This window comes from Nonomuraea sp. NPDC049607 (genome assembly GCF_040675375.1).
In the GTDB taxonomy this organism is placed as follows: Bacteria; Actinomycetota; Actinomycetes; order Streptosporangiales; family Streptosporangiaceae; genus Nonomuraea.
Genome location: NZ_JBFAOV010000031.1, coordinates 97637 through 118393, shown reverse-complemented (window position 1 = coordinate 118393; position 20757 = coordinate 97637). Strand labels below are relative to the sequence as shown.

The 20757-nt window shown below is 70.7% G+C and carries 20 protein-coding genes; 12 read left to right on the top strand and 8 right to left on the bottom strand.

The window, feature by feature from the left end; all coding sequences use genetic code 11:
• Window positions 1–34 precede the first annotated feature (34 nt).
• Complete coding sequence (locus tag AB0J97_RS39995) at window positions 35–508, top strand: MarR family transcriptional regulator (protein ID WP_364099070.1); 474 nt, start codon at window positions 35–37, stop codon at window positions 506–508.
• 157 nt (window positions 509–665) lie between these two features.
• Here the strand turns inward: AB0J97_RS39995 and AB0J97_RS39990 are convergent, their stop codons facing one another.
• The 4 genes from AB0J97_RS39990 to AB0J97_RS39975 form a co-directional block, all read right to left on the bottom strand.
• Window positions 666–1508: an RICIN domain-containing protein gene (locus AB0J97_RS39990; RefSeq protein ID WP_364099067.1), complete on the bottom strand. Its 843-nt coding sequence runs from the start codon at window positions 1506–1508 to the stop codon at window positions 666–668.
• Window positions 1390–2310 (bottom strand): hypothetical protein, encoded by a 921-nt coding sequence (locus AB0J97_RS39985; RefSeq protein ID WP_364099064.1) that lies wholly within the window; start codon window positions 2308–2310, stop codon window positions 1390–1392. The genes AB0J97_RS39990 and AB0J97_RS39985 overlap by 119 nt, the downstream gene beginning before the upstream one ends.
• A gap of 86 nt (window positions 2311–2396) precedes the next feature.
• Window positions 2397–3494 (bottom strand): hypothetical protein, encoded by a 1098-nt coding sequence (locus AB0J97_RS39980; protein WP_364099061.1) that lies wholly within the window; start codon window positions 3492–3494, stop codon window positions 2397–2399.
• A gap of 160 nt (window positions 3495–3654) precedes the next feature.
• Entirely contained in the window at window positions 3655–6426 is a 2772-nt protein-coding gene (locus AB0J97_RS39975) for an AAA family ATPase (RefSeq protein ID WP_364099058.1), read from the bottom strand.
• Window positions 6427–6751: 325 nt separating this feature from the next.
• Between AB0J97_RS39975 and AB0J97_RS39970 the strand changes: the two genes are divergently transcribed.
• The 11 genes from AB0J97_RS39970 (at window position 6752) to AB0J97_RS39920 (ending at window position 17459) form a co-directional block, all read left to right on the top strand.
• Entirely contained in the window at window positions 6752–7411 is a 660-nt protein-coding gene (locus AB0J97_RS39970) for a sigma-70 family RNA polymerase sigma factor (RefSeq protein ID WP_364099094.1), read from the top strand.
• Between the two features lie 94 nt (window positions 7412–7505).
• Window positions 7506–8690, top strand: a complete 1185-nt coding sequence (locus tag AB0J97_RS39965; RefSeq protein ID WP_364099056.1) for a low temperature requirement protein A — start codon at window positions 7506–7508, stop codon at window positions 8688–8690.
• Window positions 8691–8699: 9 nt separating this feature from the next.
• Window positions 8700–10430 (top strand): FAD-dependent oxidoreductase, encoded by a 1731-nt coding sequence (locus AB0J97_RS39960; RefSeq protein ID WP_364099054.1) that lies wholly within the window; start codon window positions 8700–8702, stop codon window positions 10428–10430.
• 115 nt (window positions 10431–10545) lie between these two features.
• Window positions 10546–10776, top strand: coding sequence for a hypothetical protein (locus AB0J97_RS39955; RefSeq protein ID WP_357700177.1), 231 nt, complete (start codon window positions 10546–10548; stop codon window positions 10774–10776).
• Window positions 10760–12415 (top strand): ferritin-like domain-containing protein, encoded by a 1656-nt coding sequence (locus tag AB0J97_RS39950; RefSeq protein WP_364099051.1) that lies wholly within the window; start codon window positions 10760–10762, stop codon window positions 12413–12415. The genes AB0J97_RS39955 and AB0J97_RS39950 overlap by 17 nt, the downstream gene beginning before the upstream one ends.
• Window positions 12416–12435: 20 nt before the next feature.
• The gene (locus AB0J97_RS39945; RefSeq protein ID WP_364099048.1) at window positions 12436–13152 is read left to right on the top strand and encodes an alpha/beta hydrolase; all 717 of its coding nucleotides are present in this window, start codon (window positions 12436–12438) and stop codon (window positions 13150–13152) included.
• A 42-nt stretch (window positions 13153–13194) separates the two neighbouring features.
• Window positions 13195–14109 (top strand): RNA polymerase sigma-70 factor, encoded by a 915-nt coding sequence (locus tag AB0J97_RS39940; RefSeq protein ID WP_364099045.1) that lies wholly within the window; start codon window positions 13195–13197, stop codon window positions 14107–14109.
• Between the two features lie 46 nt (window positions 14110–14155).
• Window positions 14156–14845, top strand: a complete 690-nt coding sequence (locus AB0J97_RS39935; RefSeq protein ID WP_364099042.1) for a hypothetical protein — start codon at window positions 14156–14158, stop codon at window positions 14843–14845.
• A 288-nt stretch (window positions 14846–15133) separates the two neighbouring features.
• Window positions 15134–15886 (top strand): SDR family oxidoreductase, encoded by a 753-nt coding sequence (locus tag AB0J97_RS39930; RefSeq protein WP_364099039.1) that lies wholly within the window; start codon window positions 15134–15136, stop codon window positions 15884–15886.
• A 9-nt stretch (window positions 15887–15895) separates the two neighbouring features.
• Window positions 15896–16306: a cupin domain-containing protein gene (locus AB0J97_RS39925; RefSeq protein ID WP_225289041.1), complete on the top strand. Its 411-nt coding sequence runs from the start codon at window positions 15896–15898 to the stop codon at window positions 16304–16306.
• Window positions 16307–16439: 133 nt separating this feature from the next.
• Window positions 16440–17459: a ferritin-like protein gene (locus AB0J97_RS39920; protein WP_364099036.1), complete on the top strand. Its 1020-nt coding sequence runs from the start codon at window positions 16440–16442 to the stop codon at window positions 17457–17459.
• Window positions 17460–17506: 47 nt separating this feature from the next.
• Here the strand turns inward: AB0J97_RS39920 and AB0J97_RS39915 are convergent, their stop codons facing one another.
• From AB0J97_RS39915 to ssuE, 4 genes are read right to left on the bottom strand one after another with little or no spacing between them, the layout of a single operon-like run.
• On the bottom strand, window positions 17507–18388 hold the full coding sequence (locus AB0J97_RS39915; protein ID WP_364099033.1) for an ABC transporter substrate-binding protein: 882 nt from the start codon (window positions 18386–18388) through the stop codon (window positions 17507–17509).
• Window positions 18388–19485, bottom strand: coding sequence for an LLM class flavin-dependent oxidoreductase (locus AB0J97_RS39910; protein ID WP_352356221.1), 1098 nt, complete (start codon window positions 19483–19485; stop codon window positions 18388–18390). Before AB0J97_RS39910 ends, AB0J97_RS39915 begins: the two co-directional genes overlap by 1 nt.
• Window positions 19475–20263 (bottom strand): LLM class flavin-dependent oxidoreductase, encoded by a 789-nt coding sequence (locus tag AB0J97_RS39905; RefSeq protein ID WP_364099030.1) that lies wholly within the window; start codon window positions 20261–20263, stop codon window positions 19475–19477. Before AB0J97_RS39905 ends, AB0J97_RS39910 begins: the two co-directional genes overlap by 11 nt.
• Window positions 20260–20757, bottom strand: coding sequence for an NADPH-dependent FMN reductase (gene ssuE / locus AB0J97_RS39900; protein WP_364099027.1), 498 nt, complete (start codon window positions 20755–20757; stop codon window positions 20260–20262). Before ssuE ends, AB0J97_RS39905 begins: the two co-directional genes overlap by 4 nt.

Sequence of the window (20757 nt, the reverse complement as noted above, 5' to 3'; positions counted from 1 at the left end):
GTTGATACGTCAAGCAACCGGTAGAGTGAGTGTCATGGGATGGGAGCAGGACCTCGGCGAGGCCGACCGGATGTGGCGCACGTACATCGAAATGGCCAAGCACCTCGGCTCACACCTGCAGCAGCACCTGCAGCGCGAGTGCGACCTGTCCGCGGCCGACTTCGAGGTCCTGGTCCGGCTCACGGAGTCGGAGCGGCGGGAGATGCCCGTCGCCGAGGTGGCCGCCGCGACCCAGTGGGAGAAGAGCCGCCTGTCCCACCAGCTCACCCGGATGGCGCAGCGCGGGCTGGTCGAGCGGGTGGACACCGACGACCGTCGCTATCCCGACGTGCGGCTCACCGACAAGGGCTACGCGGCGATCGACAAGGCCGTCCCCGAGCACACCGAGCTGGTGCACGCCCTGTTCATCGACGTGCTGGGCCCCGAGCGGCTGGCCGGTTTCGCGCAGGCATGCGCCGACGTGCTCCGCGCGCTCGACGAGCACCGGGAGCGGGACTGCTCGTTGTGATCACGCTCCCGCGCCGGGGCATGGCGAGAAACGAAGATGCCGGGCCTTCGCCGGGGCGCGCGTACGGCATTGCGGGGCCGTTTCCGCGGCCCGGCGAAGGGGGTCGTCATGGGTCGTGATCTGGTGTGGTGATCGGCAGGCGCGATGCCGCCGGCGGTCAGCTTGCGATGGCTTTCCAGTTCCAGGTGAGCCCGTAGGACGCGCTGAGCGCCAGCAGACCCGGGCCGACAGCGCCGAGGTTGAGGAAGCGGCCCTGCGCGTCGTACTGGCCCACCGCCGTCAGTTGCGAGGCGTGCCTGTCGGCCGGCGGGGTGCAGAACATGTAGCCGCCGTCATTGGGACGGAATTCGTTCAGCGTGAGCAGGTTGCCGTCGCCGACCGCGGGGTTGGTGGCCGTCGAATTGACATACAGTCCCTTGTGGACCAGGTAATAGCAGTAATAATCCTCGGTCTTGTCGGCGTATATGGGCATGAATTCTTCTTCGGAATCGTCGCTGTCGGGTTCGAGCGCCACCGGCGTGCCCGGTTCCGGATCGGAGTCCTGTACGGTCATGGCCGATCCCGCGCCGGTGACGATCTCATCGACGTCCAGCGCCTCGTTCTCGGCGTCCTGGAGGAACCAGCGTTGGTCGGGATCGAATTCGTCGGCGAGGTCACGACCCACCAGTTCTTCGCCGTCAGCGCGATCCAGGGCGGTCAACGCCTGGCCGGTGGCCTTGTTCAGCAATATCCAGGTGCCGTCTCCCATGTCGAGCAATCGCCACAGCTGGGAGTCGCCCTCGTCGGAGCCCTGGAGAATCACCGGCGCGTCGCCGAGTCCGGATTCCTGGCCCAGATAGGTACGCGTGAGGCTGTGCAGGACGCGATAGTGTCCCGGGTCGTCACCGGCGGCCAGGAACCGGAAATTGTGCGCGCTCTGCTCGGACCGGGCGAACGTCTTGGTCTTGAGGCGACTGCTGCCGGGCTGCGTCCCCGCACCCGAAGGGTAAGCCCGGGTCATCGGCCGCGGCGGCCACCTTGAAGCCGGAGGCCCAGTGCTGGTTGACGCTGCCCTCGTAGAGGTCCTTGCGCATGGGCAGGCTGGAGGCCAGCTCCCAGTCGTCCTTGTACCGGGTCGCCACCTCCCGGGTCTGCACCCGGAACATGCCACGCCCGGGCCAGATCCAGCCACCGTTGCCGATGTCGGGGGCGGTGCCGGCAATCATGCTCTCCTGGTCCCACCGGCCGTTGATCACCTGGTCGTAGCGGGTCTGGAGGCCGGGCCTGAACACCAGCCGGGTGCCGCCGTCGCCGGAGCCCTTGCCCCGTACGATCAGAAAGCTGGCATCTACGTAGATCTGCCGGGTGATGTCGATCCGGCCTGCCGGTAGCTCGATGAGCGAGAGCCGGTTGAAGTTGGCGTTCGGCGAGCAGTCGCTCTTGATGTGGTCGATCGCCTTCTGCAGTCCGGCGGTGTCGTCGGTCCCGTCGTCCGCCGTCACCCCGTAGGAGGAGGCGAGCTCTCCCGGCGAGATACGGCAGGAGGCGTCGTCGGTCAGATCCGTATCGCCCTCAGGCAGTTCCTGGCCGCCTCGGTACCCGGCTCGTGACCAGTCCGGCAGACCGGCCGGCGGGGCTGTGCGGTTGGTGTGACTCAGGTCAGGGCCGAACGCTCCAGGCCCGGCCCACGGCGGGTCCTCCGCCGTGGCAGGTGCGGTCACGGACGTCGGGGAGGCGGACGCCCCCCACGCCGCCGAGGTGATGCCCGGCGACGACAACGAGAGCAGCAGGACGCACACCATGGCCGCCGCTGGTCGGACCATTCTCACGTGATCTCTCCGAGAAGGACGCGGACGCCGGGATCCGGCGTCGGTGGCGATGACGTCATCCGGCTGAGCGTTCGCCGGCTTCACCACTGCGGGGCCGACGGCGTGGGCATCGCCGCGAAGTCGTAGACCTTCTTCCACAGCACGCCGCTCTTGCCGCCGGCCGAACCGTTGATGACGTAGTAGAGATCGGTACCGGCCACCACGGCCAGCGGGGTTCTGCCGGGTGAGAGCGCGAAGCTGTTCTCCTCGTAGTAGCCGCTCCACCCGCCGTCGCGCGAGATCATGTAACTGCCGATGGTGTTGTCACGGTCCTCGGTGATGGTGATGACGCCGTAGCCGCTTCGGGAGAGCGCGACGGACGGGCCGTTCCTCGTGTAGCCCGGGGTGCCTGTCGCATAGACCCGGAACGGATTCGTCCAGTTGCCGGTCCCGTACCGCTGCCGCGACATGTACACGTAGTTGTCGGTGCCCGTGAAGGCGAGCACGACCTGGTTCCAGGGAGCGGGGTCGGCGCTGGTGCCCACCTGGGCGGCCAGTCCCGGCGCGTCCTTGCTCCGCGCGCCCGGCACGACGCTGGGCGAGCTGTAGGTGCCGGTGTCGCCGTTGTAGTACATCGTCCAGATGTCGTCGGTGGACTGGCTGTTCCAGGCGAGCATGAAGGAGTTGCCGGGGAGCGCGGCAGCCGCCACGGGCTCGGTGTCGGTGGTGCGCGTGTCGTTGGGGATCCTGGTCCAGCTGGGCAGGGTGGCGGGTAGCTGGTAGCTCGGGCTGAGCTGGACGCGGTGCTGGTAGACGTGGCCCTCGGTGCCGGTGTGGAAGATCCGGAAGTTGCCGCGGCCCCCGTCATCGGTCCAGATCACCCGCGGAGGCGTCCATGTCTGCGCGTTGGGCAGCGAGTACGCGGGCCCGTTGTTCAACGAGATCCAGATGGAGTCGTTGTCCGCGCCGCGCCAGGCGTGCAGGATGTTGCCGCGGTCGTCGCGCGCCTCTCCTGGAGTGGACCTGCTGGTGATCTGCCCGCCGGCGTAGGTCACCGGCTGCCAGTCGGACCCCTCACCGGGGAAGCCCCAGGAGCTGATCGAGGCGCCGCCGTCGTCGGCCGAGGCCGGCGCCGTCATTCCACCGGCGGAGGCGATCAGCGACACGGCCGCGATGAGCAACCTCTTCTTGACGAACATCTCTTCTCCCGCATCGTCTCTCGAATCGACGACCATCGCGCCGTTGGCCCGGCGGTGACTCATGGACCGTCGTTACAGAGACAAAGTGCGGGAGGCCGCTCGTGACATGACGCTCGTCACATCACCATCCCGCTCGCGGACGACGGCGGGCCGCGGATCCTCAGGCCGTGAGCGCCGCGCCTTCGAGCAGCGTGGTGCGGATCTGCTTGCGTGACGTGATGCCGAGCTTCGCGAAGACCTTGCGCAGGTGCCATTCGACGGTGTGCGGGCTGATGAAGAGCTGAGCGCCGATCTCGGGGTTCGTCAGCCCGTCGCCGGCCAGGCGCGCTATCTGCGCCTCCTGGGCGGTGAGAGTGGCGCGTGCCTCGACGGTGCGCTTGCGTACCGTCTCACCGGTGGCCTGGAGCTCGCGCCGGGCGCGTTCCGCGAACGCCTCGGCCCCCATGTCGCCGAGCAGCTCGTATGCGATGCCCAGCTGCTCGCGTGCGTCGAGGCGGCGGTTCTCCCGGCGCAGCCACTCGCCGTAGAGCAGCCGGGTGCGGGCGAGCGTCGTCCGGACCTCGGTGCGGCCGAGCCGCTCGATCGCCTCGCGGTAGAGAACGTCGGCGTCCGCTCCGTCGCTCACCTGGGCCCGTACGCACGCCGAGGTCCCGAGGGCCCAGTCGGTGCCGCTGGCTCGGGCCATCTCGTCGAGGCGCCAGGCGACCTCGGCCGCCCGAGCGGGCCTCCCGCTCCGGACGGCGGCCTCGACGAGTTCGACCGTGGACCTGATGGCCGTCCCGCCGAGCTCCTGCGGGTGCTCGAAGGCTCGCTCGGCGGCGACGTACGCCTCCTCGTACCGGCCGAGGCCGTTGCAGAGCACCGCGCTCGCCCATTGGGTGGCGGTCACCACCTTGCCTTCCCCTTGAATGGCCAGGTCCCGCATGATCGCTGCGCTCACCTGACGTGTCGCGGCCTCTCGTCCTCTCCACGGCTCGAGTATCAGGGCCGCGTACTGGGCCAGGTAGCGGCTGCCCGTCACCTCGCCGATCGTCACCGCCTCGGCGACCAGCGCGTCGGCCAGGGCGAACTCACCGGCGAGGACCCTGTTCGACACGAGCATGTGGAGGGCTGAGGGCAGCACCGACAGTGCGCCCGCCTCGCGTGCCAGATCGACCAGTCTCGCGGAGAGCACCGACCAACTGTCGAAGTCCCAGACGTTATGGGCCATCCGGGACGCGAACGGCAGCCAGCCAAGGCCCTGTTCCCTGGAGACCCCTTCGGCGCGGAAGGACTCCAGGGCCCGCAGCACCATCGGCACGCCCGCGGCGGAACCGTCGGTGAGCGCCACGCCCACGCCGTTCAGGAGCAGGTCGTTGCGCTCCGGCGGCGGCCCCGGCGGTGCGGCGAGCAGCGCCTCGGCGATGTCCACCACCTGGGCGCCGCTCGGCAGCCGGCCCGCGTTCATGGCCGCGTTCAACGTGTCGCGGTAGGTCTCGCGGGCCAGCCCGGCGTCCAGCGGCGCCAGGCGCTCACCGGCTCTGAGCAGCAGCGGGAAGGCGGAACCGGCGCTCCTGGAGGCGAACGCGATCTGACCGCGCAGCAGGTCCGCCTGGGCGAGTTCGCGTTCGTCCAGAGTGCTGAGTTCGGCTGCGTCCAGCAGTTCGAGCGCGGCGTCGTACCCGCCGGCCTGGTACTTGGCCCGTGCCGCCGCCAAGGCCCGGGCGCCGCGGCGCCCGGGATCGGGGGTCAGCTCGGCTGCCCGCTCGTGGAACGCCGCCGCCGCGGCGACTCCGCCGCGCGCCTGCGCCCGATCGGCCGAGCGCTCCAACTCGGCGGCCACCGTCTCGTCGGGGCCGGCCGTCGCGTTGGCGAGGTGCCACGCCCGGCGATCGGGGTCCGCTCGGGGATCGGTCGCGTCGGCCAGCGCGCGGTGGACGTCCTGCCGGTCCTGCGGGGACGCGACGCGGTAGGCCGCCGAGCGCATGAGGGGATGGCGGAAACGCACCCGCGTACCGATGGCGATCAGCCCCGCCGCCTCGGCCGGCGACGCGGCGGACACGTCGATGCCCAGCAACTCCGCCGCGCGAGTCAGCAGGGTCACATCCCCGACCGGCTCGGCCGCCGCGATGAGCAGCAGCCGCTGTGTCTCGGCCGGCAACGCCCGGACCCGCCGCAGGAAGCCCTGCTCGATCTGACTGGCCAGCGGTCGCGCGTCGGGCCGCCCGAATCCACCCGCCAGCTCCGCCGGCGCCAGCCCCCGGGGCAGTTCGAGCAGGGCCAGCGGGTTTCCCTGCGTCTCGACGACGATCCGGTCCCGGACCTGCTCGTCGAGTCGTCCAGGAGTCACGGAGTCCAGCAGGGCGCGGGCGTCGCTGTCGCTCAACCGTCCCACGTCGAGCTGGGGCAGCCCTTTCAGCTCCGGTCCGAGGTGGTGCTCGCGCACCGCGAACACCAGCCCGATCGGCTCCGCGAGCAGGCGCCGCGCGACGAAGGCGAGGGTCTGCGCGGAGACCTGGTCGAGCCACTGCGCGTCATCGACGAGGCAGACCAGCGGCCCTTTCTCGGCCACGTCGGCGAGCAGGCTGAGCACCGCGAGCCCGACCAGGAAGCGGTCCGGAGGAGTTCCCGCGCTCAGGCCGAACGCCGTCCCGAGCGCGTCGCGTTGCGGGCCCGGCAGGCGACCCAGATGCTCCAGGAACGGGGAGCACAGCTGATGCAGCCCGCCGAAGGCCAGCTCCATCTCGGATTCCACGCCGGTCGCTCTGCTGATCCGGCAGCCGGACGCGCTGTCCCGCGCGTACTCCAGCAGCGCCGTCTTGCCGATGCCGGCCTCGCCGCGCAGAACCAGGACCGAGCTGTGGCCGTCCTGCACCGTCGCCACGAGCTGATCCAGCGTCTCGCACTCTGGTTGCCGCCCGCGAAGTTGCGACCCGGGACCTCTGCTTGCCATGGCACTGCCCCCGACGATCATCTGTTCGTTGCCCCATGACCGCTGAACATGGGGAGAAACCGGCGCTACATCCTAGATGGAGACGTAACCTACCGTTCTGCCATTAAGCCCAGCAATCTGCTGGTGACACCGGCCGCAGGGTGAGCCGGGTGGTCGCGGAGCATCCCGCTGTCCGAAGCGCCTCCGCTGCCCCGACGCCCGCCACGGTGCGGGCCAGGGTACCGACCACGGTGTTCCCAGGGCGCGATGGAGCAGCACGCGCGGCGACCGTGATCGCAGTGGCATCACCGGATGCCAGCTGTCGAACGGAGCCGCCATCGTGACCATGAGCCTCTTGGAGTCGTGCGAAGGCCACGCAGAGCAGACCCATGACCGGTCGATCACACATGGGGACGGAGACGATCCGGCGTTCGTCAGCGCCGCGCCCCGGCTTCTCACGATCGGTCTGCGCGTCCTGCAGGACGTGGGCGAAGCCGAGGACGTGGTGCAGGAGACATGGCTGCGTTGGGCCCGTGCCGATCGGTCGGTCGTCGTCAGCCCGCCGGCGTTCCTCGCGCTGACCACCACGAGGCTCGCCATCAATGTCGCCCGGTCCGCCCGCAGGCGCCGAGAGACCTCCGCCGGCTCCTGGCTCCCCGAGACGGCTGACCTCTCCGCCGGGCCCGAGACGGCGGCCGAACGACGAGAGGCGGTCGGCACCGCGATCCGGCTGCTGCTGGAGAGGCTGACACCCGCCGAACGAGCCGTCTATCTCCTGCGCACGGCCTTCGACTACCCCTACCGCCAGATCTCCGAGCTCCTCCACCTCGGCGAAGACCATGCGCGGCAACTCCTGCGACGCGCCCGCAACCACCTCGCCACCGGGCGACGCCACCAGGTGAGCACCATCGCGCACCGGCGCCTCGTACGGACGTTCGTCGCCGCCGCCCAGTCCGGCGACCTCGCCGCGCTGGAAGAAGTGCTCGCCGCCGACATCGTCCGCTGAGTTCGATCGCTGTCGCGGCTATCTGTCACAGATCACGACGCCGTCCGGTCTTTCGGGGTGAATCGGACGCCGAAAGAGCGACAGGAGCGTGAGCGTGCCCTCGACCATGACCACCATCCGGATCCGGGTCAGGATGAGCTCACGGCCCGTCGACGAGCCGCATCGCGCGTCGAGCCAGCTCGAGCTCCTCTTCGATCTCACCTTCGTGGTCGCGGTCGCGGCCGTCACGGCGCAGTTCGCGCACGTCATCGCCGAAGGTCATGGCCTGACCGGGCTGGTCCCGTTCCTCCAGGTGTTCTTCGCCATCTGGTGGGCGTGGATGAACTTCACCTGGTTCGCCTCGTCCTACGACACCGACGACGTTCCCTACCGGCTGCTGACCATGGTGCAGATGGCGGGGGTGCTGGTCCTCGCCGTCGGCGTGCCCGCCGCGGCCGGCCACTCCGACTACGGGATCATCACCCTGGGCTACCTCATCATGAGGATCGGGCTCGTCGCCCAATGGCTGAGGGCCGCGTTCGAAGACCCGGCGAGCCGCCGTACGGGGCTCCGCTACGCCGCGGGCATAGGTCTGGTCGAGCTGGGCTGGTTGCTCCGGCTCGCTCTCCTGGACGCCGGCCTCCTGCCGGCCTCACTCCAGCTGCCGTTCTTCGCCTGCCTGGTCGCCCTGGAGCTGGCGGTGCCGTGGTGGGCGGAGCGGGTCAGGGCGACCACCTGGCACCCGCAGCACATCGCCGAGCGCTACGGCCTGTTCACGATCATTCTGCTGGGCGAGAGTGTCCTGGCCGCGAGCAGAGGGGTCGAAGGGGCGCTCGAAGCGGCTCCCCTCGTCGTCATCGCCGGATCCGGTCTCGTCCTGCTGTTCGCCCTGTGGTGGCTGTACTTCCTGGTCGAGGCAGGGGAGGGGCTCAGCGAGCGGCGTCATCGGTCGTACTGGTGGGGGTACGGCCACTTCGGCATCTTCGCCGCGCTGGCGGCTCTCGGCGCCGGGCTGGAGGTGGCGGTGGAGCAGAGCGGGCGCCAGCTGGCGGCATCGCCGATGGCGATCGGCTACGCGGTCGCCGTCCCGGTCGGGGTGTATCTCATCCTGCTCCGGGCGGTGCATGCGCTGGTCGACGCGGACTCCGTCGTCCCCCGCACTGCCGTGGCAGGGTGCGTCGGCGCCGTCGTGTTGTCGCCGCTCGCGGCGCCGTGGATCGGGGTGGCCGCCGTGGTCGCGCTGATCGCGGCGGCCTGCGTCGCGCTGGTCGCCGTCGCCATCTGGGCGGCACGTAGCTGAAGGAGCATCATGTACGCGTCAGAGAACAGAATCGCCACGTCCGTCCTGGTCATCGGGACGGGAGGGGCCGGGCTGCGGGCGGCCGTCGAACTCGCCGAGCGCGGGGTGGATGTCCTCGCGGTCGGCAAACGGCCGAAGGCGGACGCACACACCTCGCTCGCGGCAGGCGGCATCAACGCGGCCCTCGCCACGATGGACCCCGAGGACACCTGGCAGCAGCACGCGGCCGACACTCTCAAGGAGAGTTACCTGCTGGCCAACCCCGAGACGGTGCGCATCGTCACCGAGGGGGCCGCGCGTGGCATCGAGGACCTCGTGCGGTACGGCATGCCGTTCGCACGCGAGCAGGACGGGCGGATCTCCCAGCGCTTCTTCGGCGCCCACACCTTCCGGCGCACCTCGTACGCGGGGGACTACACCGGACTGGAGATCCAGCGCACGCTGATCAACCGGGCGGCCCAGCTCGACGTCCGCGTCCTCGACACGGTGTACATCACGCGGATTCTCGTGCGCGGCAACGCGGTCTTCGGCGCGTACGGGTTCGACCTGACCGACGGCAGCCGCTACGTCATCCATGCCGATGCGGTGATCCTGGCCGCGGGCGGCCACACCAGGATCTGGCGGCGCACCTCCTCCCGGCGCGATGAGAACACCGGCGACTCCTTCCGCCTGGCCGTCCTGGCCGGCTGCCGCATCCGCGACCCCGAGCTGGTGCAGTTCCACCCCTCTGGTCTCATCGCGCCGGAGAACGCGGCGGGCACGCTCGTCTCCGAGGCGGCGCGGGGCGAGGGCGGGGTCCTGCGCAACCGGCTCGGCGAGCGGTTCATGTCCCGATATGACCCGGAGCGGATGGAGTTGTCCACGCGCGATCGGGTCGCGCTGGCCGCGTACACAGAGATCAAGGAAGGTCGCGGCACCCCGGACGGCGGTGTGTGGCTGGACGTGTCGCATCTGCCGCGCGAGACGATCATGACGCGGCTGCCGCGCGTCTACCAGACGCTCCTGGAGCTGCAGATGCTCGACATCACCAAGGAGCCGATCGAGGTCGCGCCGACCGCGCACTACTCGATGGGCGGGGTCCGGGTACGTCCCGAGGACCACGGCACGGACGTCGACGGCCTGTACGCGATCGGGGAGGCGGCCAGCGGCCTGCACGGCGCCAACCGCCTGGGCGGCAACTCCCTCATCGAGCTGCTCGTCTTCGGCCGCATCGTCGGCCGGGCGGCGGCGGAGTATTCCGCGGGTCTCGGCGCGCAGCGCCGTTCCGCCGAGGCGCTCGCCGCGGCGCGGCAGGAAGTGGACGAGCGCCTGTCCGCCGACGGCCCGGAGAACGTGCGGTCGCTGCAGCGAGCGCTCCGCGACATCATGACGGAGCACGCCGGAGTGGTACGCGACGAGGGCGGCCTGCGAAAAGGCCTCGCCGAACTGGCAGGGGTCGAGGCGCGCATCAGCGGGATGGGCGTGCACCCGGACATCGCCGGCTTCCAGGACCTGGCCCACGCCTTCGATCTGAAGTCCGCGGCGCTCGCCGCGCGCGCGACCATCGAAACCGCGATCGAGCGCCGCGAGACCCGCGGCTGCCACAACCGCTCCGACTACCCGGAACTCGACCCCGCACTGCAGGTCAACCTCGTGTGGTCCGGCCCCGGATCGGTGGAGCGGGAGAGCATCCCGCCGATTCCCGCCGAGATCGCGGCGCTCATGCGCGAGGTCTCAACCGTGGGAAAGCTCGTCGAATAGCCGGATCTTGTCACAAATGCCGAGGCTGCCCTGTCTTAGCTGGCGGTTCGGGGTCCGGCCAATCCTGATCGAGTCGATGCCCGCCAGATCGCCGTATAGATCCCTTGGAGGAGACATGAGCACCCCGAACGGTGAGAACGAGTTCCTGTACGAGCTCCACGTCGAGATCGAGGAGGAGCTGATCATCGCCGAGGCCAGCCACCCGGAGGAGGAGGTGGGGCAGCCGGTCACCGAGTGGCTGTACGACCCGACGGACGTCGATCGCGAGAAGATCGCTCTGCGGGGCCTGCGCGACGCGGTCGAGGTGCTGGAAGGCGGCTCGCGGCCGGGTGACGACGTTGCCTGAGCCGCGGATCGGCACGCTCGGCAGCCTCCGTGAGCACCTGCAGTGGGCGATCGAGCTGGAGCACGCGACGCTGCCGCCGTACTTGACGGCGCTGTACTCGCTTGATCCGGAGCGTAACCCGGCGGCTGTGGAGGTGGTGACCGGCGTCTTCGTGGAGGAGATGCTGCACTTGGCGCTGGCGGCGAACCTGCTGAACGCCGTCGGTGGCACGCCGCGTCTGGACATGCCGGGGATGTTGCCGCCGCACCCGCGCAAGCTGCCCCACGGTGATCTGGAGGTGTCGCTGGTGCCGTTCGGCGCGGAGGCGCTGGAGATGTTCCTGCGCCTGGAACGGCCCGCGCCGCCCGGCGCGCCGCCGGAGGACGACGGCTACGAGACGATCGGGCAGTTCTACGCCGCGATCGAGCAGGGGCTGCGCCATCTGTGCGGAACGCTCGGCGAGAAGGAGGTGTTCTGCGGCGACCCGGCCCGGCAGGTGAGCGGCGGCCACTTCCGTCACACCGGCGGCAGGCTCGTCGCCGTCACCGACCTCGCCTCCGCGCTGGACGCGCTGAAGGAGATCGTCGAGCAGGGAGAGGGTACCGCCCGCGGCGAGGTCTGGGACGGTGACCAGGACGAGGTCGCCCATTACTACCGTTTCATGGAGCTGAAGCTCGGCCGCCGCTACCGGCGCGGGGACACCCCTGAGTCCGGTCCCACCGGTGAAGAGCTGTCGCTGGATCTCACCGGGGTGTTCCCCATGACGCCCGACCCTGCGGACCGCGCCGCGCAGGAGGAGTTCGACCACACCTACTGCGCCATCCTCCATCTGCTGGAGCTGGCCTTCAACGGCAGCCCCAGGATGCTCGCCGTCGCCACCGGGGAGATGTACGCGCTCAAGGCCCAGGCGCAGGGGCTGATGCGGCGGGGCGGCCTCACCTTCGAGTACGTCCCGCCTGAGCTGCGCCGCTGGAGCGCGGGCGACCATCAGCGGATCGTCGTGCTCCGGGACGGGCCGTACGTCGTGTACGGTCGCGTCCCCCTGCGGCGCAAGCGGAAGATCGTCTCCGCCGAGCAGAAGAACGCGCTCACCTGGAGGACCGGCGAGCCGCTGGAGACCGAGGAAACCTATGCGCTGTGCCGCTGCGGCCGTTCGGGCGCCAAGCCGTTCTGCGACGGGACTCACGCCGTGATCGGTTTCGACGGCACGGAGGCCGCGCCGATGCGGCCCTACCAGGAGTTGCAGCACGTGCACGACGGCGTCGGCATCTCCGCGCAGCGGGTGGGCGAGCTGTGCGTGCACGCCGCCTTCTGCATCGGCCGGACCAGGCCCATCGCCAGGATGCTCGACGACACCGCCGACAGCGACGTGCGCTCCGACGTCATGGGTCGCATCGATCACTGCCCCTCCGGCTCCTACAGCTATGCCCTCGAACGCGGCGGCGAGACGATCGAGGCCGACCTCCCGCGCGCCGTCTCGGTGCTGGAGGAGGAGGACGGCCTCGCCGGCGCGCTGTGGGTGACCGGTGGAATCCCCGTCACCCGATCGGACGGCCTACCGCTGGAGACCAGGAACCGGATGACGCTGTGCCGTTGCGGCCACTCCGGCAACAAACCGCTCTGCGACGGCACCCACCGCGAGATCGGCTTTCACGAGTGAACAACCAGAGAGGCAAACCCATGAACCAACCAGTCGTCCTCCTCGTCCACGGCGCCTTCGCCGAGTCGGCCGGCTGGAACCGCGTCATCCAGCGCCTGCGCGGCAAACAGCTCACCACGGTCGCCGTGGCCAACCCGCTGCGCGGCGTGGAGGGCGACGCCACCTACCTGCGGGACGTGATCGACGGCATCGGCGGCCCTGTCGTCCTTGTCGGCCATTCCTACGGCGGCATGGTGATCAGCCAGGCGGCGGCGGGCAACCCGGCCGTGCGTGCCCTGGTCTACGTCGCCGCCTTCGCCCCCGAGCCCGGTGAGAGCGCGCTGCTGCTGTCGAGCAAGTTCGAGGGCAGCACGCTCGGCCAGGCGCTGCAGGCCTACCCGGTGGCTTCCGGCGGCAACGAGTTCCGTATCGACCCCGCCAAGTTCCACCGCCAGTTCTGTGCCGACCTCGACACCGAGGAGGCCGCGCTGATGGCCGCGACCCAGCGGCCGGTGACCGAGCGCGCCTTGTCCGACGGGCTCGCCGTCGACGAGGCACCCTGGCGCACTGTCCCGTCCTGGTTCGTCCACGGCGACAAGGACCTCAACATCCCGGCCGCCGCACTGCGCTTCATGGCCGAGCGCGCGGACTCGCGCGGCACTCGCGAGCTCGCCGGCGCCTCCCACGCGCTCGCGGCCTCCCAGCCCGACGCCGTGACTGCGACTATCCTCGACGCTGCCGACCACGCGCGAGGCTGACGAACCCCTGCCCAGGCCGACGGGTGAATCGAGGTGGGGCACATGAACACGGAATCCCTGGAACAGGCGGACGCTCTCGATCGGGCGGCGTCCGCCTTCATCGAGCTGCGCCCGCGGCTGTTCGGCATCGCCTACCGGATGCTGGGCAGCGCGGCCGAGGCCGAGGACATCGTCCAGGAGGTTTGGCTGCGCTGGCAGGACACCGACCGCGAGACCATCGAGAACCCGCCGGCCTTCCTGGCGCTGGTCACCACCCGGCTGGCCATCAACCTGGCGAAGTCGGCGCGCGTGCGGCGGGAGTCCTACATCGGCCCCTGGCTGCCGGAACCCGTGGACACCAGTCTTGACCCCACTGTCGGCGCCGAACGCGGCGAAGCGCTGGAGCTGGCCTTTCTGCTCCTGCTGGAGAGGCTCAATCCCACCGAGCGCGCCGCTTACGTCCTGCGCGAGGCCTTCGACTACCCCTATCCGCAGATAGCGGAGATCCTGCAGCTCACCCCGGTCAATGTCAGGCAGGTCGTGAGCCGTGCCCGCAGGCGCGTGACCGCCGTCCGCCACGAGCCCGTTGACAGGCTCCAGCACCGGCGCCTCCTGGAGACGTTCCTCGACGCCGCCCAGACGGGAAATGTCGGCGCCCTGGAGAAGCTCTTCGCCGCCGACGTCGTCAGCTCCTCCGACGGCGACGGCATCAGGGGATCGGCCAAGTTCCCCGTGCTGGGCAACGAGCGGGTGGCCAGGTTCGTGGCCGCGTTCTCGCCGCGGTTCTGGCCGGGCACCGCCGTCACGTGGGTCGAGATGAACGGGCTGCCAGGCGTGCTCGTCACCCGGGACGGCAGCGGCGTCGCCCTACTCGCCATCGAGGCCTCCCAGGAGGGGATCCACCACCTGCTGTGGATTCTCAACCCGGCCAAGATCGAGGCCTTCGAGCGGTCTCGCAGCCGCTGTGTCACAACGTAACGGGCTGTCCGGTCTTATCTGCCAACGATGAAGGAGGCGGCAGACCATGACCGAGGCGAGCGCCGAGTCGCTGGCGGAGATGCTCGACGAACGGCAGCACCTGCTCGAGATCGCTCTGTGCATGTTCGGCTCGGACACCACGGCCGACCACGTCGTCCAGGAGACCTATCGCCGCTGGTACGCCCTCGACGAGGAGGAGCGCGCCGCCATCGCGGTGCCGCGCGCCTGGCTGACGCGGACAGCGGGAAGCATCTGCCTGGAGCTCGTCGCCGACCCCGACCCCGACCCCGACCCCGACCACGTGCCCGGCGGCCGGGTGACGCGGGCCCAGCCCGTGCCGTACCCCGCCTCGCACCAGGCCGGGTACGGCCCGGAGATGCTCGCCAGGCACGAGCGGGTGGCCCGCCGGTTCGCCGCGGCCTGCCAGGCGGGTGACACCGAGGCGCTGCGGGAAGTTCTGGCCGCCGACGCGACCGTCGTCAGCGATGGCGGCGGCAAGGTGCGCGTCGCCGTACGGCCGACTTACGGTGCGGACGCGGTCGCGCGGGTCGTCACGGCGTTGCTGATCGACCAGCCAGGAACCGAGCCGGCCATCGGATCGGTGAACGGCAGGACGGGGCTCGTGCTGCGGCGGACGGGCAAGGTCGTGGCGGTGGTCAGCGTGAGCGTGACCGGAGCCGAGGTCACGGCGGTGTGGATCACCCTGAACCCCGACAAACTCCAGCGTTGGCACTGAAGGGCATACCGGTGCACGACCAGATCCTCTCCACTGACACGACGACGACGGGGTGGAATTCAGGCCGCTCTACTCCACGCGCGTCGCCGTGACCGCCGGCAGCTCCTCCCCCGGGCGGGCCAGCGGCCACGCAGGTCACCACGCACCTCCGGCACGCCTGCACCAAGCTCGGGATCACCAGGCTCCTCCTCGAACACGAGGCCGCCTGTCACAACCGAGGGGGCTGCCTTGTCTTAGCTGACGACAGGGGCGCACCACAGCGTCCAGAGAGCCAGAAGGGTGCCAGCAATGAAAATCGTGGTGATCGGCGGGACCGGGCTCATCGGGTCGAAGCTGGTGAAGAAGCTGGGCGAGCACGGCCACGAGGCCGTGGCCGCGTCGCCGAACACCGGCGTCGACACGTTGACCGGGGAAGGTCTGGCCGAGGTGCTGAAGGGCGCACAGGTCGTGATCGACGTGTCGAACTCGCCCTCGTTCGAGCGCGAGGCCGTCATGAAGTTCTTCCAGACCTCCACCGGCAACCTGCTGGCGGCCGAGGCGGCCGCGGGGGTGGGCCATCACGTGGCGGTGTCGATCGTGGGGACCGAGCGGATGCCGGAGAACGGCTACTTCGCGGCGAAGATCGCCCAGGAGCAGCTGATCGAGAAGTCGGGGATCCCGTTCTCGCTGGTGCACTCCACCCAGTTCTTCGAGTTCGCCCGCGGCATCGCCGACGAGGGCACGATCGACGGCAAGGTGCACATCGCGCCGGTGCTGTTCCAGCCGATCGCGGGCGACGACGTGGCCCAGGCGGTCGGCAGGACCGCGATGGGGACGCCGCTGAACGGCCGGATCGAGATCGCTGGACCGACCCAGTACAAGATGGACGAGTTCTTCCGCAAGGCGTTGGCCGCCTGGGGCGACACCCGCGAGGTCGTCGTCGACCCGCAGGCGCGCTACTTCGGCAGCGTGCTCGGCGAGCGGTCGCTGGTGCCCGCTGACGGCGCGCAGCTCGGCACCATCACCTACAAGGACTGGCTCGACCAGTCCGACGCGAAGTAGGGCGGGGCGATGGACAAGCCGCGATCGACCGCGTGGCAGACGGCGTTGACCGTGCTGCAGGAGGCGCAGCCTCCGTTCATCCCCGAGGGCGCGCACGCGATGACCGTGGTCATCGAGTACCCGCCCGGAGACCCTGGCGCGCCGCCGCATCGCCACCCCGGTCCCGCCTTCGGCGTCGTCCTCGAGGGCGAGATGCTGATGGAGCTGGAAGGAGAGCCGGAGCGGGTGATCCGCGCCGGCGAGGCGTTCTGGGAGCCGGGTGGCGACGTCATCCACTACCAGGACGGCAACAATCGCGACGATGTCCCGGTACGGTTCACGGTCACCATGCTGTGCGAGCCGGGCAAGCCGATGTTCACGCTGGTGGAAGAGGCCGAGCTGGCCCAGCGCAAGGACCGCCGCGCGCCACGCCCGTCCTGAACCCCGGCGAAGTATCCGCAGCGTGACGGCACCGGCTGCCGTCGTCGCTGCCTGATCCCAGGATCGAACCAGGCCGCCGGCCCACCGGCCGGCGGTCCGATCCGCCATGCCAACAACCCGAGGTTTGACACGAATGAACCATGAACGACCGGTTCGGATCGGCACGCTCGGCAGCCTGCGTGAGCACCTGCAGTGGGCGATCGAGCTGGAGCACGCGACGCTGCCGCCGTACTTGACGGCGCTGTACTCGCTTGATCCGGAGCGTAACCCGGCGGCTGTGGAGGTGGTGAGCGGCGTCTTCGTGGAGGAGATGCTGCATCTGGCGCTGGCGGCGAACCTGCTCAACGCCGTCGGTGGCACGCCGCGTCTGGACATGCCGGGGATGTTGCCGCCGCATCCGCGCAAGCTGCCTCATGGTGATCTGGAGGTGTCGCTGGTGCCGTTCGGCGCGGAGGCGCTGGAGATGTTCCTGCGCCTGGAACAGCCCGCGCCGCCCGGCGCACCGCCGGAGGACGACGGCTACGAGACGATCGGGCAGTTCTACGCCGCGATCGAGCAGGGGTTGCGCTACCTGTGCGAAACGCTCGGCGAGAAGGAGGTGTTCTGCGGCGACCCGGCCCGGCAGGTGAGCGGCGCCCACTTCCGCCACACTGCCGGATCGCTGTTCGCCGTCGAGGATCTGGAGTCCGCGCTCGGCGCGCTGAAGGAGATCGTCGAGCAGGGGGAGGGTACCGCCCGCGGTGAGGTCTGGGACGGTGACCAGGACGTCCTCCACCCCGAGCGGAAAGAGGTCGCCCACTACTACCGCTTTCAGGAGCTCAAGCTCGGCCGCCGTTACCAACGGGGCGACACCCCGAAAACCGGCCCGACCGGGGAGAAGGTCGGCGTCGACCCGGACGGCGTGCTGCCGATGACACCCAACCCGCGGCCCGCCGAGCCGGGCAGTGCCGTACGGGCGGCGCAGGATCTGTTCGACACCACCTACAGCACCCTGCTGAACCTGCAGGAGCAGGCATTCAACGGCGACCCGAAGCGGCTCACGGACGCCACCCGCACCATGTTCACGCTCAGGGCCCAGGCGCAGGCCCTGATGGCGCTGCCCGGCGGCGCCGGTCCCACCTTCGCCTACGTGCCGCCCGAAGCACGCGGCTGATCCAGGAAACCTCTCCGCTGCCGCGTGGGCGGCGGAGAGGACAGAAGTCACCGGGTTCGCGTCACCAGCTCGCCGATCTCGGGGAGGACGGCGTCCGCGACCGTGATCTTCCGCTGGATGAGCCCGTTGGCGTGGAACAGGTCGGCGGCGTGCTGCTGCTCGGCGACGAACTCCGCGCTGACCGGGTGCAGCCCCCACGGGCGGGTGCGCAGCGCGTGCTCCCACGCGTCGAGGTCGCCGTCGAACAGGGCCGCGGCCTCGCGCGGGTGCTCCTCCGTCCAGTTGTCCGCCCGCTGCAGCGCGGTGACGATCCTGGCCAGCTCCTCCGGCCGTTCCTGGGCGAAGTCGCGGCGGGTGAACCAGAGTGAGCGGTGGCTGAACAGGCCCTCGGTCTCCACCAGCGTCCGGGTGCGCGACTCGACCGGCGTCAGGTACGGGTAGGAGCCCACCCAGGCGTCCACGTCGCCGTTCACCAGCAGCTCGGCGGCGTTGCCGTAGGCGTCCACCGGGACGATGTCGCCCCACCCGAGCCCGGCCCGCTCCAGCGCCAGCAGCAGCAGGGTGGTCTGCCAGGAGCCGTGCCCGAGCGCCACCCGCCTGCCCCTCAGCTCCGCCACCGAGCCGATCGGGGAGTCGTCCCGCACCACCAGGCGGCCGTTCTCGACCCGTGGCCCCGAGATCGCCACGTACACGATGTCGTGCCCCTTGGCCTGGGCGGTGACCGGGGGCGTGGAGCCGGTGCCGATGAAGTCGTATCCGCCGTCGAACAGGTGGTCGCCGTGTGCGGACGGCAGGGCCCGGGTGGGATCGACGCGCTCGTCCCGGCCGAGGGCGTTCAGGTCCACCCATTCGACGCCGGGCAGCAGGTCGCGGTGGCGGGTCACCCAGAGCGTGTTGTTCTGCGGGAAGAAGCCGACCTTGGTGGTCATCAGGAGCGTCCTTTCAGTAGCGGCAAAACGTGGCGGCCCACGCGGCGGGCCTCTTCGAGATGGGGGATCCCGGCCAGGATGAGGGCGTCCACCCCGAGGTCCAGCAGCCGGTCGAGGCGGTCGGCGACCTGGTGGTAGTCGCCGACCAGGCCGAAGGCCGGGCCGTCGCGCAGTTGGCTGAACCCGCCCCACACGTGGGGGGCGACCTCCAGGGCGCGGGGGTCGTCACCGGCTCCGGCGAGGAAGGCGCGGCTGCGTCGCACGCCGACGGAGTCGCCCTCGCCGGCGTCGCTCTCGCGCGGCCGGGCCCGCCAGCCGGCCTCGATCTCCGCCCACGCCTCCTCCTCGCTCTCCCGGGCCAGCAGGTCCACCCGCACGGCGAACCGGGGCGGCGTGGCACTGTGCGCGCGCACCGCGTCGAACTTCTCCTCCAGCGCCTCGAACGGCTCCAGCCAGGACAGGTAGTAGTCGGCGTGCCGTCCGGCGGCGTCGATGGCGGCGGGGGAGGAGCCGGAGAAGAAGATCTCGGGGAACGGCTGCCCGGCCAGCTCCTCCGGCAGCCCGGCGTTCTCCACCTGGTAGAAGCGGCCACGGTGGGTGTGCCCGCCCTGCCAGACTCCCTTGAGCACGTCCAGGAACTCCGAGGTGCGGGCGTAGCGGTCGTCGTGGTCCACCTTGTCGCCCCACCACAGCTGCGCCGGGCCGCCGCCGCCGGAGATGACGTTGTAGACGATCCGGCCGCCGGTGGCCCGTTGCAGCGTGGCCGTCATCCGGGCGGCCTGGACGGGGTGCAGGAAGCCGGGCTGGAAGGCCACCATGAAGCGGTACGACGTGGTCTCGCGGGCCAGCGTCGCGGCGGCGGCCCACGGGTCGTCGGTGTGCGGGAAGTTCGGCAGCAGCCCGCCGGTGAAGCCGCTGTCCTCGGCGGCCCTGGCGACCTCGGCCATGTAGTCGGCGTGGCTGTAGCCGTCGTCCCGGCCGTCCCTGGTGCCGGGGGCGGTGCCGCCGGGGGCGAAACCGCCTCGGCTGCGGACGCGGCGGCGCAGCGAGGGCTGGTCGCCCTCCATGTGAATGCGCCAGTAGATGTCAACGGTCAACAGACCGCTCCTTCACGTGCTCGCCGAGGCGGTAGACGTCCTCGGTCTGGAGGAAGAACTCGGTGACGCCGAGCGCGGCGTACTCGTCGGCGGCCTCGATCGTGGGCAGGTGCACGCCGTAGCGCAGGCCGGGCAGCTCGGGGACGAGGGCCGCCAGGTCGTCACCGGCCCCGAAGACGTGCACGTCGGCGTGGCGGCGCGACAGCTCCAGGGCCTCGGGCGAGACGCCCGACAGGTGCACCTCGGGGAAGGGCGGGGACGACAGCGGCGCGCCGAAGCCGCCCTTGACCACCTCGTAGAAGTCCCCGGCGAAGTCGAACGGGCCGCCGCCCCAGACGCCCTTGGCCACGGTGAGGAACTCGTCGGCGCGGGCGAACCGGGCGGCGCCGGTCAGGAAGTCGCCCTGCGCCCTGGCCACGGCCGGGTCCAGATCCACCGCGAGCCGCCAGCCGAGCCGTCCGGCGGAGAAACGCTGCAGGGACGCCGAGAGCTTGGCCGCGTAGACCGGGGTGGCCACGGCCGGGTGGAACTCGGCCACGACCCGCAGGTGGCGGGTGCGGCGCAGGGCGTTGGCGGCTACGGCGAGAGATTCCTGGCCGGCGGGGTCGAAGGGCGAGAGCGCGCCCGCCCACCCGGACAGGTCCGCGGCCACGGCGGCCCGCCCGGCGGGGTCGGTGAGCGCCGGCCGCACGTCGGTGACGAAGCCCGGCAACGGGGTGGGGGCGGGGCTCCGGGTGGGCAGGGCCAGGTGGAAGCGGCCGGTGCGGTGCGCCGTCATGCCGCCGCCCCCAGCGGGACCTCTTCCAGCAGGGCGTCGATGCGCGGGAGCAGCTCCCCGGCCAGCGGCTCGATCTGGCTGTCCAGCACGAACAGGCCGCGCGTGACGTGCCGCGCGCCGAGCACGCTCAGCACCGGGCGCAGGGCGTAGTCCACGGCCAGCAGGTGGCCCGGGGTGCCGCCGGTGGCGATCGGCACCACCGTCTTGCCGGCGAACGCGCCCTGCGGCAGGACGTCCAGGAACGCCTTCAGCAGGCCGGTGTAGGACGCCTTGTAGATCGGGGTGGCGACGACGATCGTGTCGGCCGCGGCCACCTGCGCGGTGGCGTGGGCCAGCTCGGGATGGGCGGTGTCGCCGCGCAACAGGGCCTCGGCGGGCAGGTCACGAAGGCGCAGTACGGTGGCGGGCCGGTCCAGCCGCCCGGCCAGGTGGTCGAGCAGGTGTACGGTGCGCGAGGCGGCCGATGGGCTGCCGGAGATGAGCAGGACGGACAT

Coding starts and splice junctions, on each gene's coding strand:
- AB0J97_RS39930 (WP_364099039.1), top strand. CDS start 15,134: ATGAAAATCGTGGTGATCGGCGGGACCGGGCTCATCGGGTCGAAGCTG.
- AB0J97_RS39955 (WP_357700177.1), top strand. CDS start 10,546: ATGAGCACCCCGAACGGTGAGAACGAGTTCCTGTACGAGCTCCACGTC.
- AB0J97_RS39920 (WP_364099036.1), top strand. CDS start 16,440: ATGAACCATGAACGACCGGTTCGGATCGGCACGCTCGGCAGCCTGCGT.
- AB0J97_RS39975 (WP_364099058.1), bottom strand. CDS start 6,426: ATGGCAAGCAGAGGTCCCGGGTCGCAACTTCGCGGGCGGCAACCAGAG.
- AB0J97_RS39980 (WP_364099061.1), bottom strand. CDS start 3,494: ATGTTCGTCAAGAAGAGGTTGCTCATCGCGGCCGTGTCGCTGATCGCC.
- AB0J97_RS39905 (WP_364099030.1), bottom strand. CDS start 20,263: ATGACGGCGCACCGCACCGGCCGCTTCCACCTGGCCCTGCCCACCCGG.
- AB0J97_RS39985 (WP_364099064.1), bottom strand. CDS start 2,310: ATGGTCCGACCAGCGGCGGCCATGGTGTGCGTCCTGCTGCTCTCGTTG.
- ssuE (WP_364099027.1), bottom strand. CDS start 20,757: ATGTCCGTCCTGCTCATCTCCGGCAGCCCATCGGCCGCCTCGCGCACC.
- AB0J97_RS39915 (WP_364099033.1), bottom strand. CDS start 18,388: ATGACCACCAAGGTCGGCTTCTTCCCGCAGAACAACACGCTCTGGGTG.
- AB0J97_RS39925 (WP_225289041.1), top strand. CDS start 15,896: ATGGACAAGCCGCGATCGACCGCGTGGCAGACGGCGTTGACCGTGCTG.
- AB0J97_RS39940 (WP_364099045.1), top strand. CDS start 13,195: ATGAACACGGAATCCCTGGAACAGGCGGACGCTCTCGATCGGGCGGCG.
- AB0J97_RS39945 (WP_364099048.1), top strand. CDS start 12,436: ATGAACCAACCAGTCGTCCTCCTCGTCCACGGCGCCTTCGCCGAGTCG.
- AB0J97_RS39995 (WP_364099070.1), top strand. CDS start 35: ATGGGATGGGAGCAGGACCTCGGCGAGGCCGACCGGATGTGGCGCACG.
- AB0J97_RS39990 (WP_364099067.1), bottom strand. CDS start 1,508: ATGACCCGGGCTTACCCTTCGGGTGCGGGGACGCAGCCCGGCAGCAGT.
- AB0J97_RS39970 (WP_364099094.1), top strand. CDS start 6,752: ATGAGCCTCTTGGAGTCGTGCGAAGGCCACGCAGAGCAGACCCATGAC.
- AB0J97_RS39960 (WP_364099054.1), top strand. CDS start 8,700: ATGTACGCGTCAGAGAACAGAATCGCCACGTCCGTCCTGGTCATCGGG.
- AB0J97_RS39935 (WP_364099042.1), top strand. CDS start 14,156: ATGACCGAGGCGAGCGCCGAGTCGCTGGCGGAGATGCTCGACGAACGG.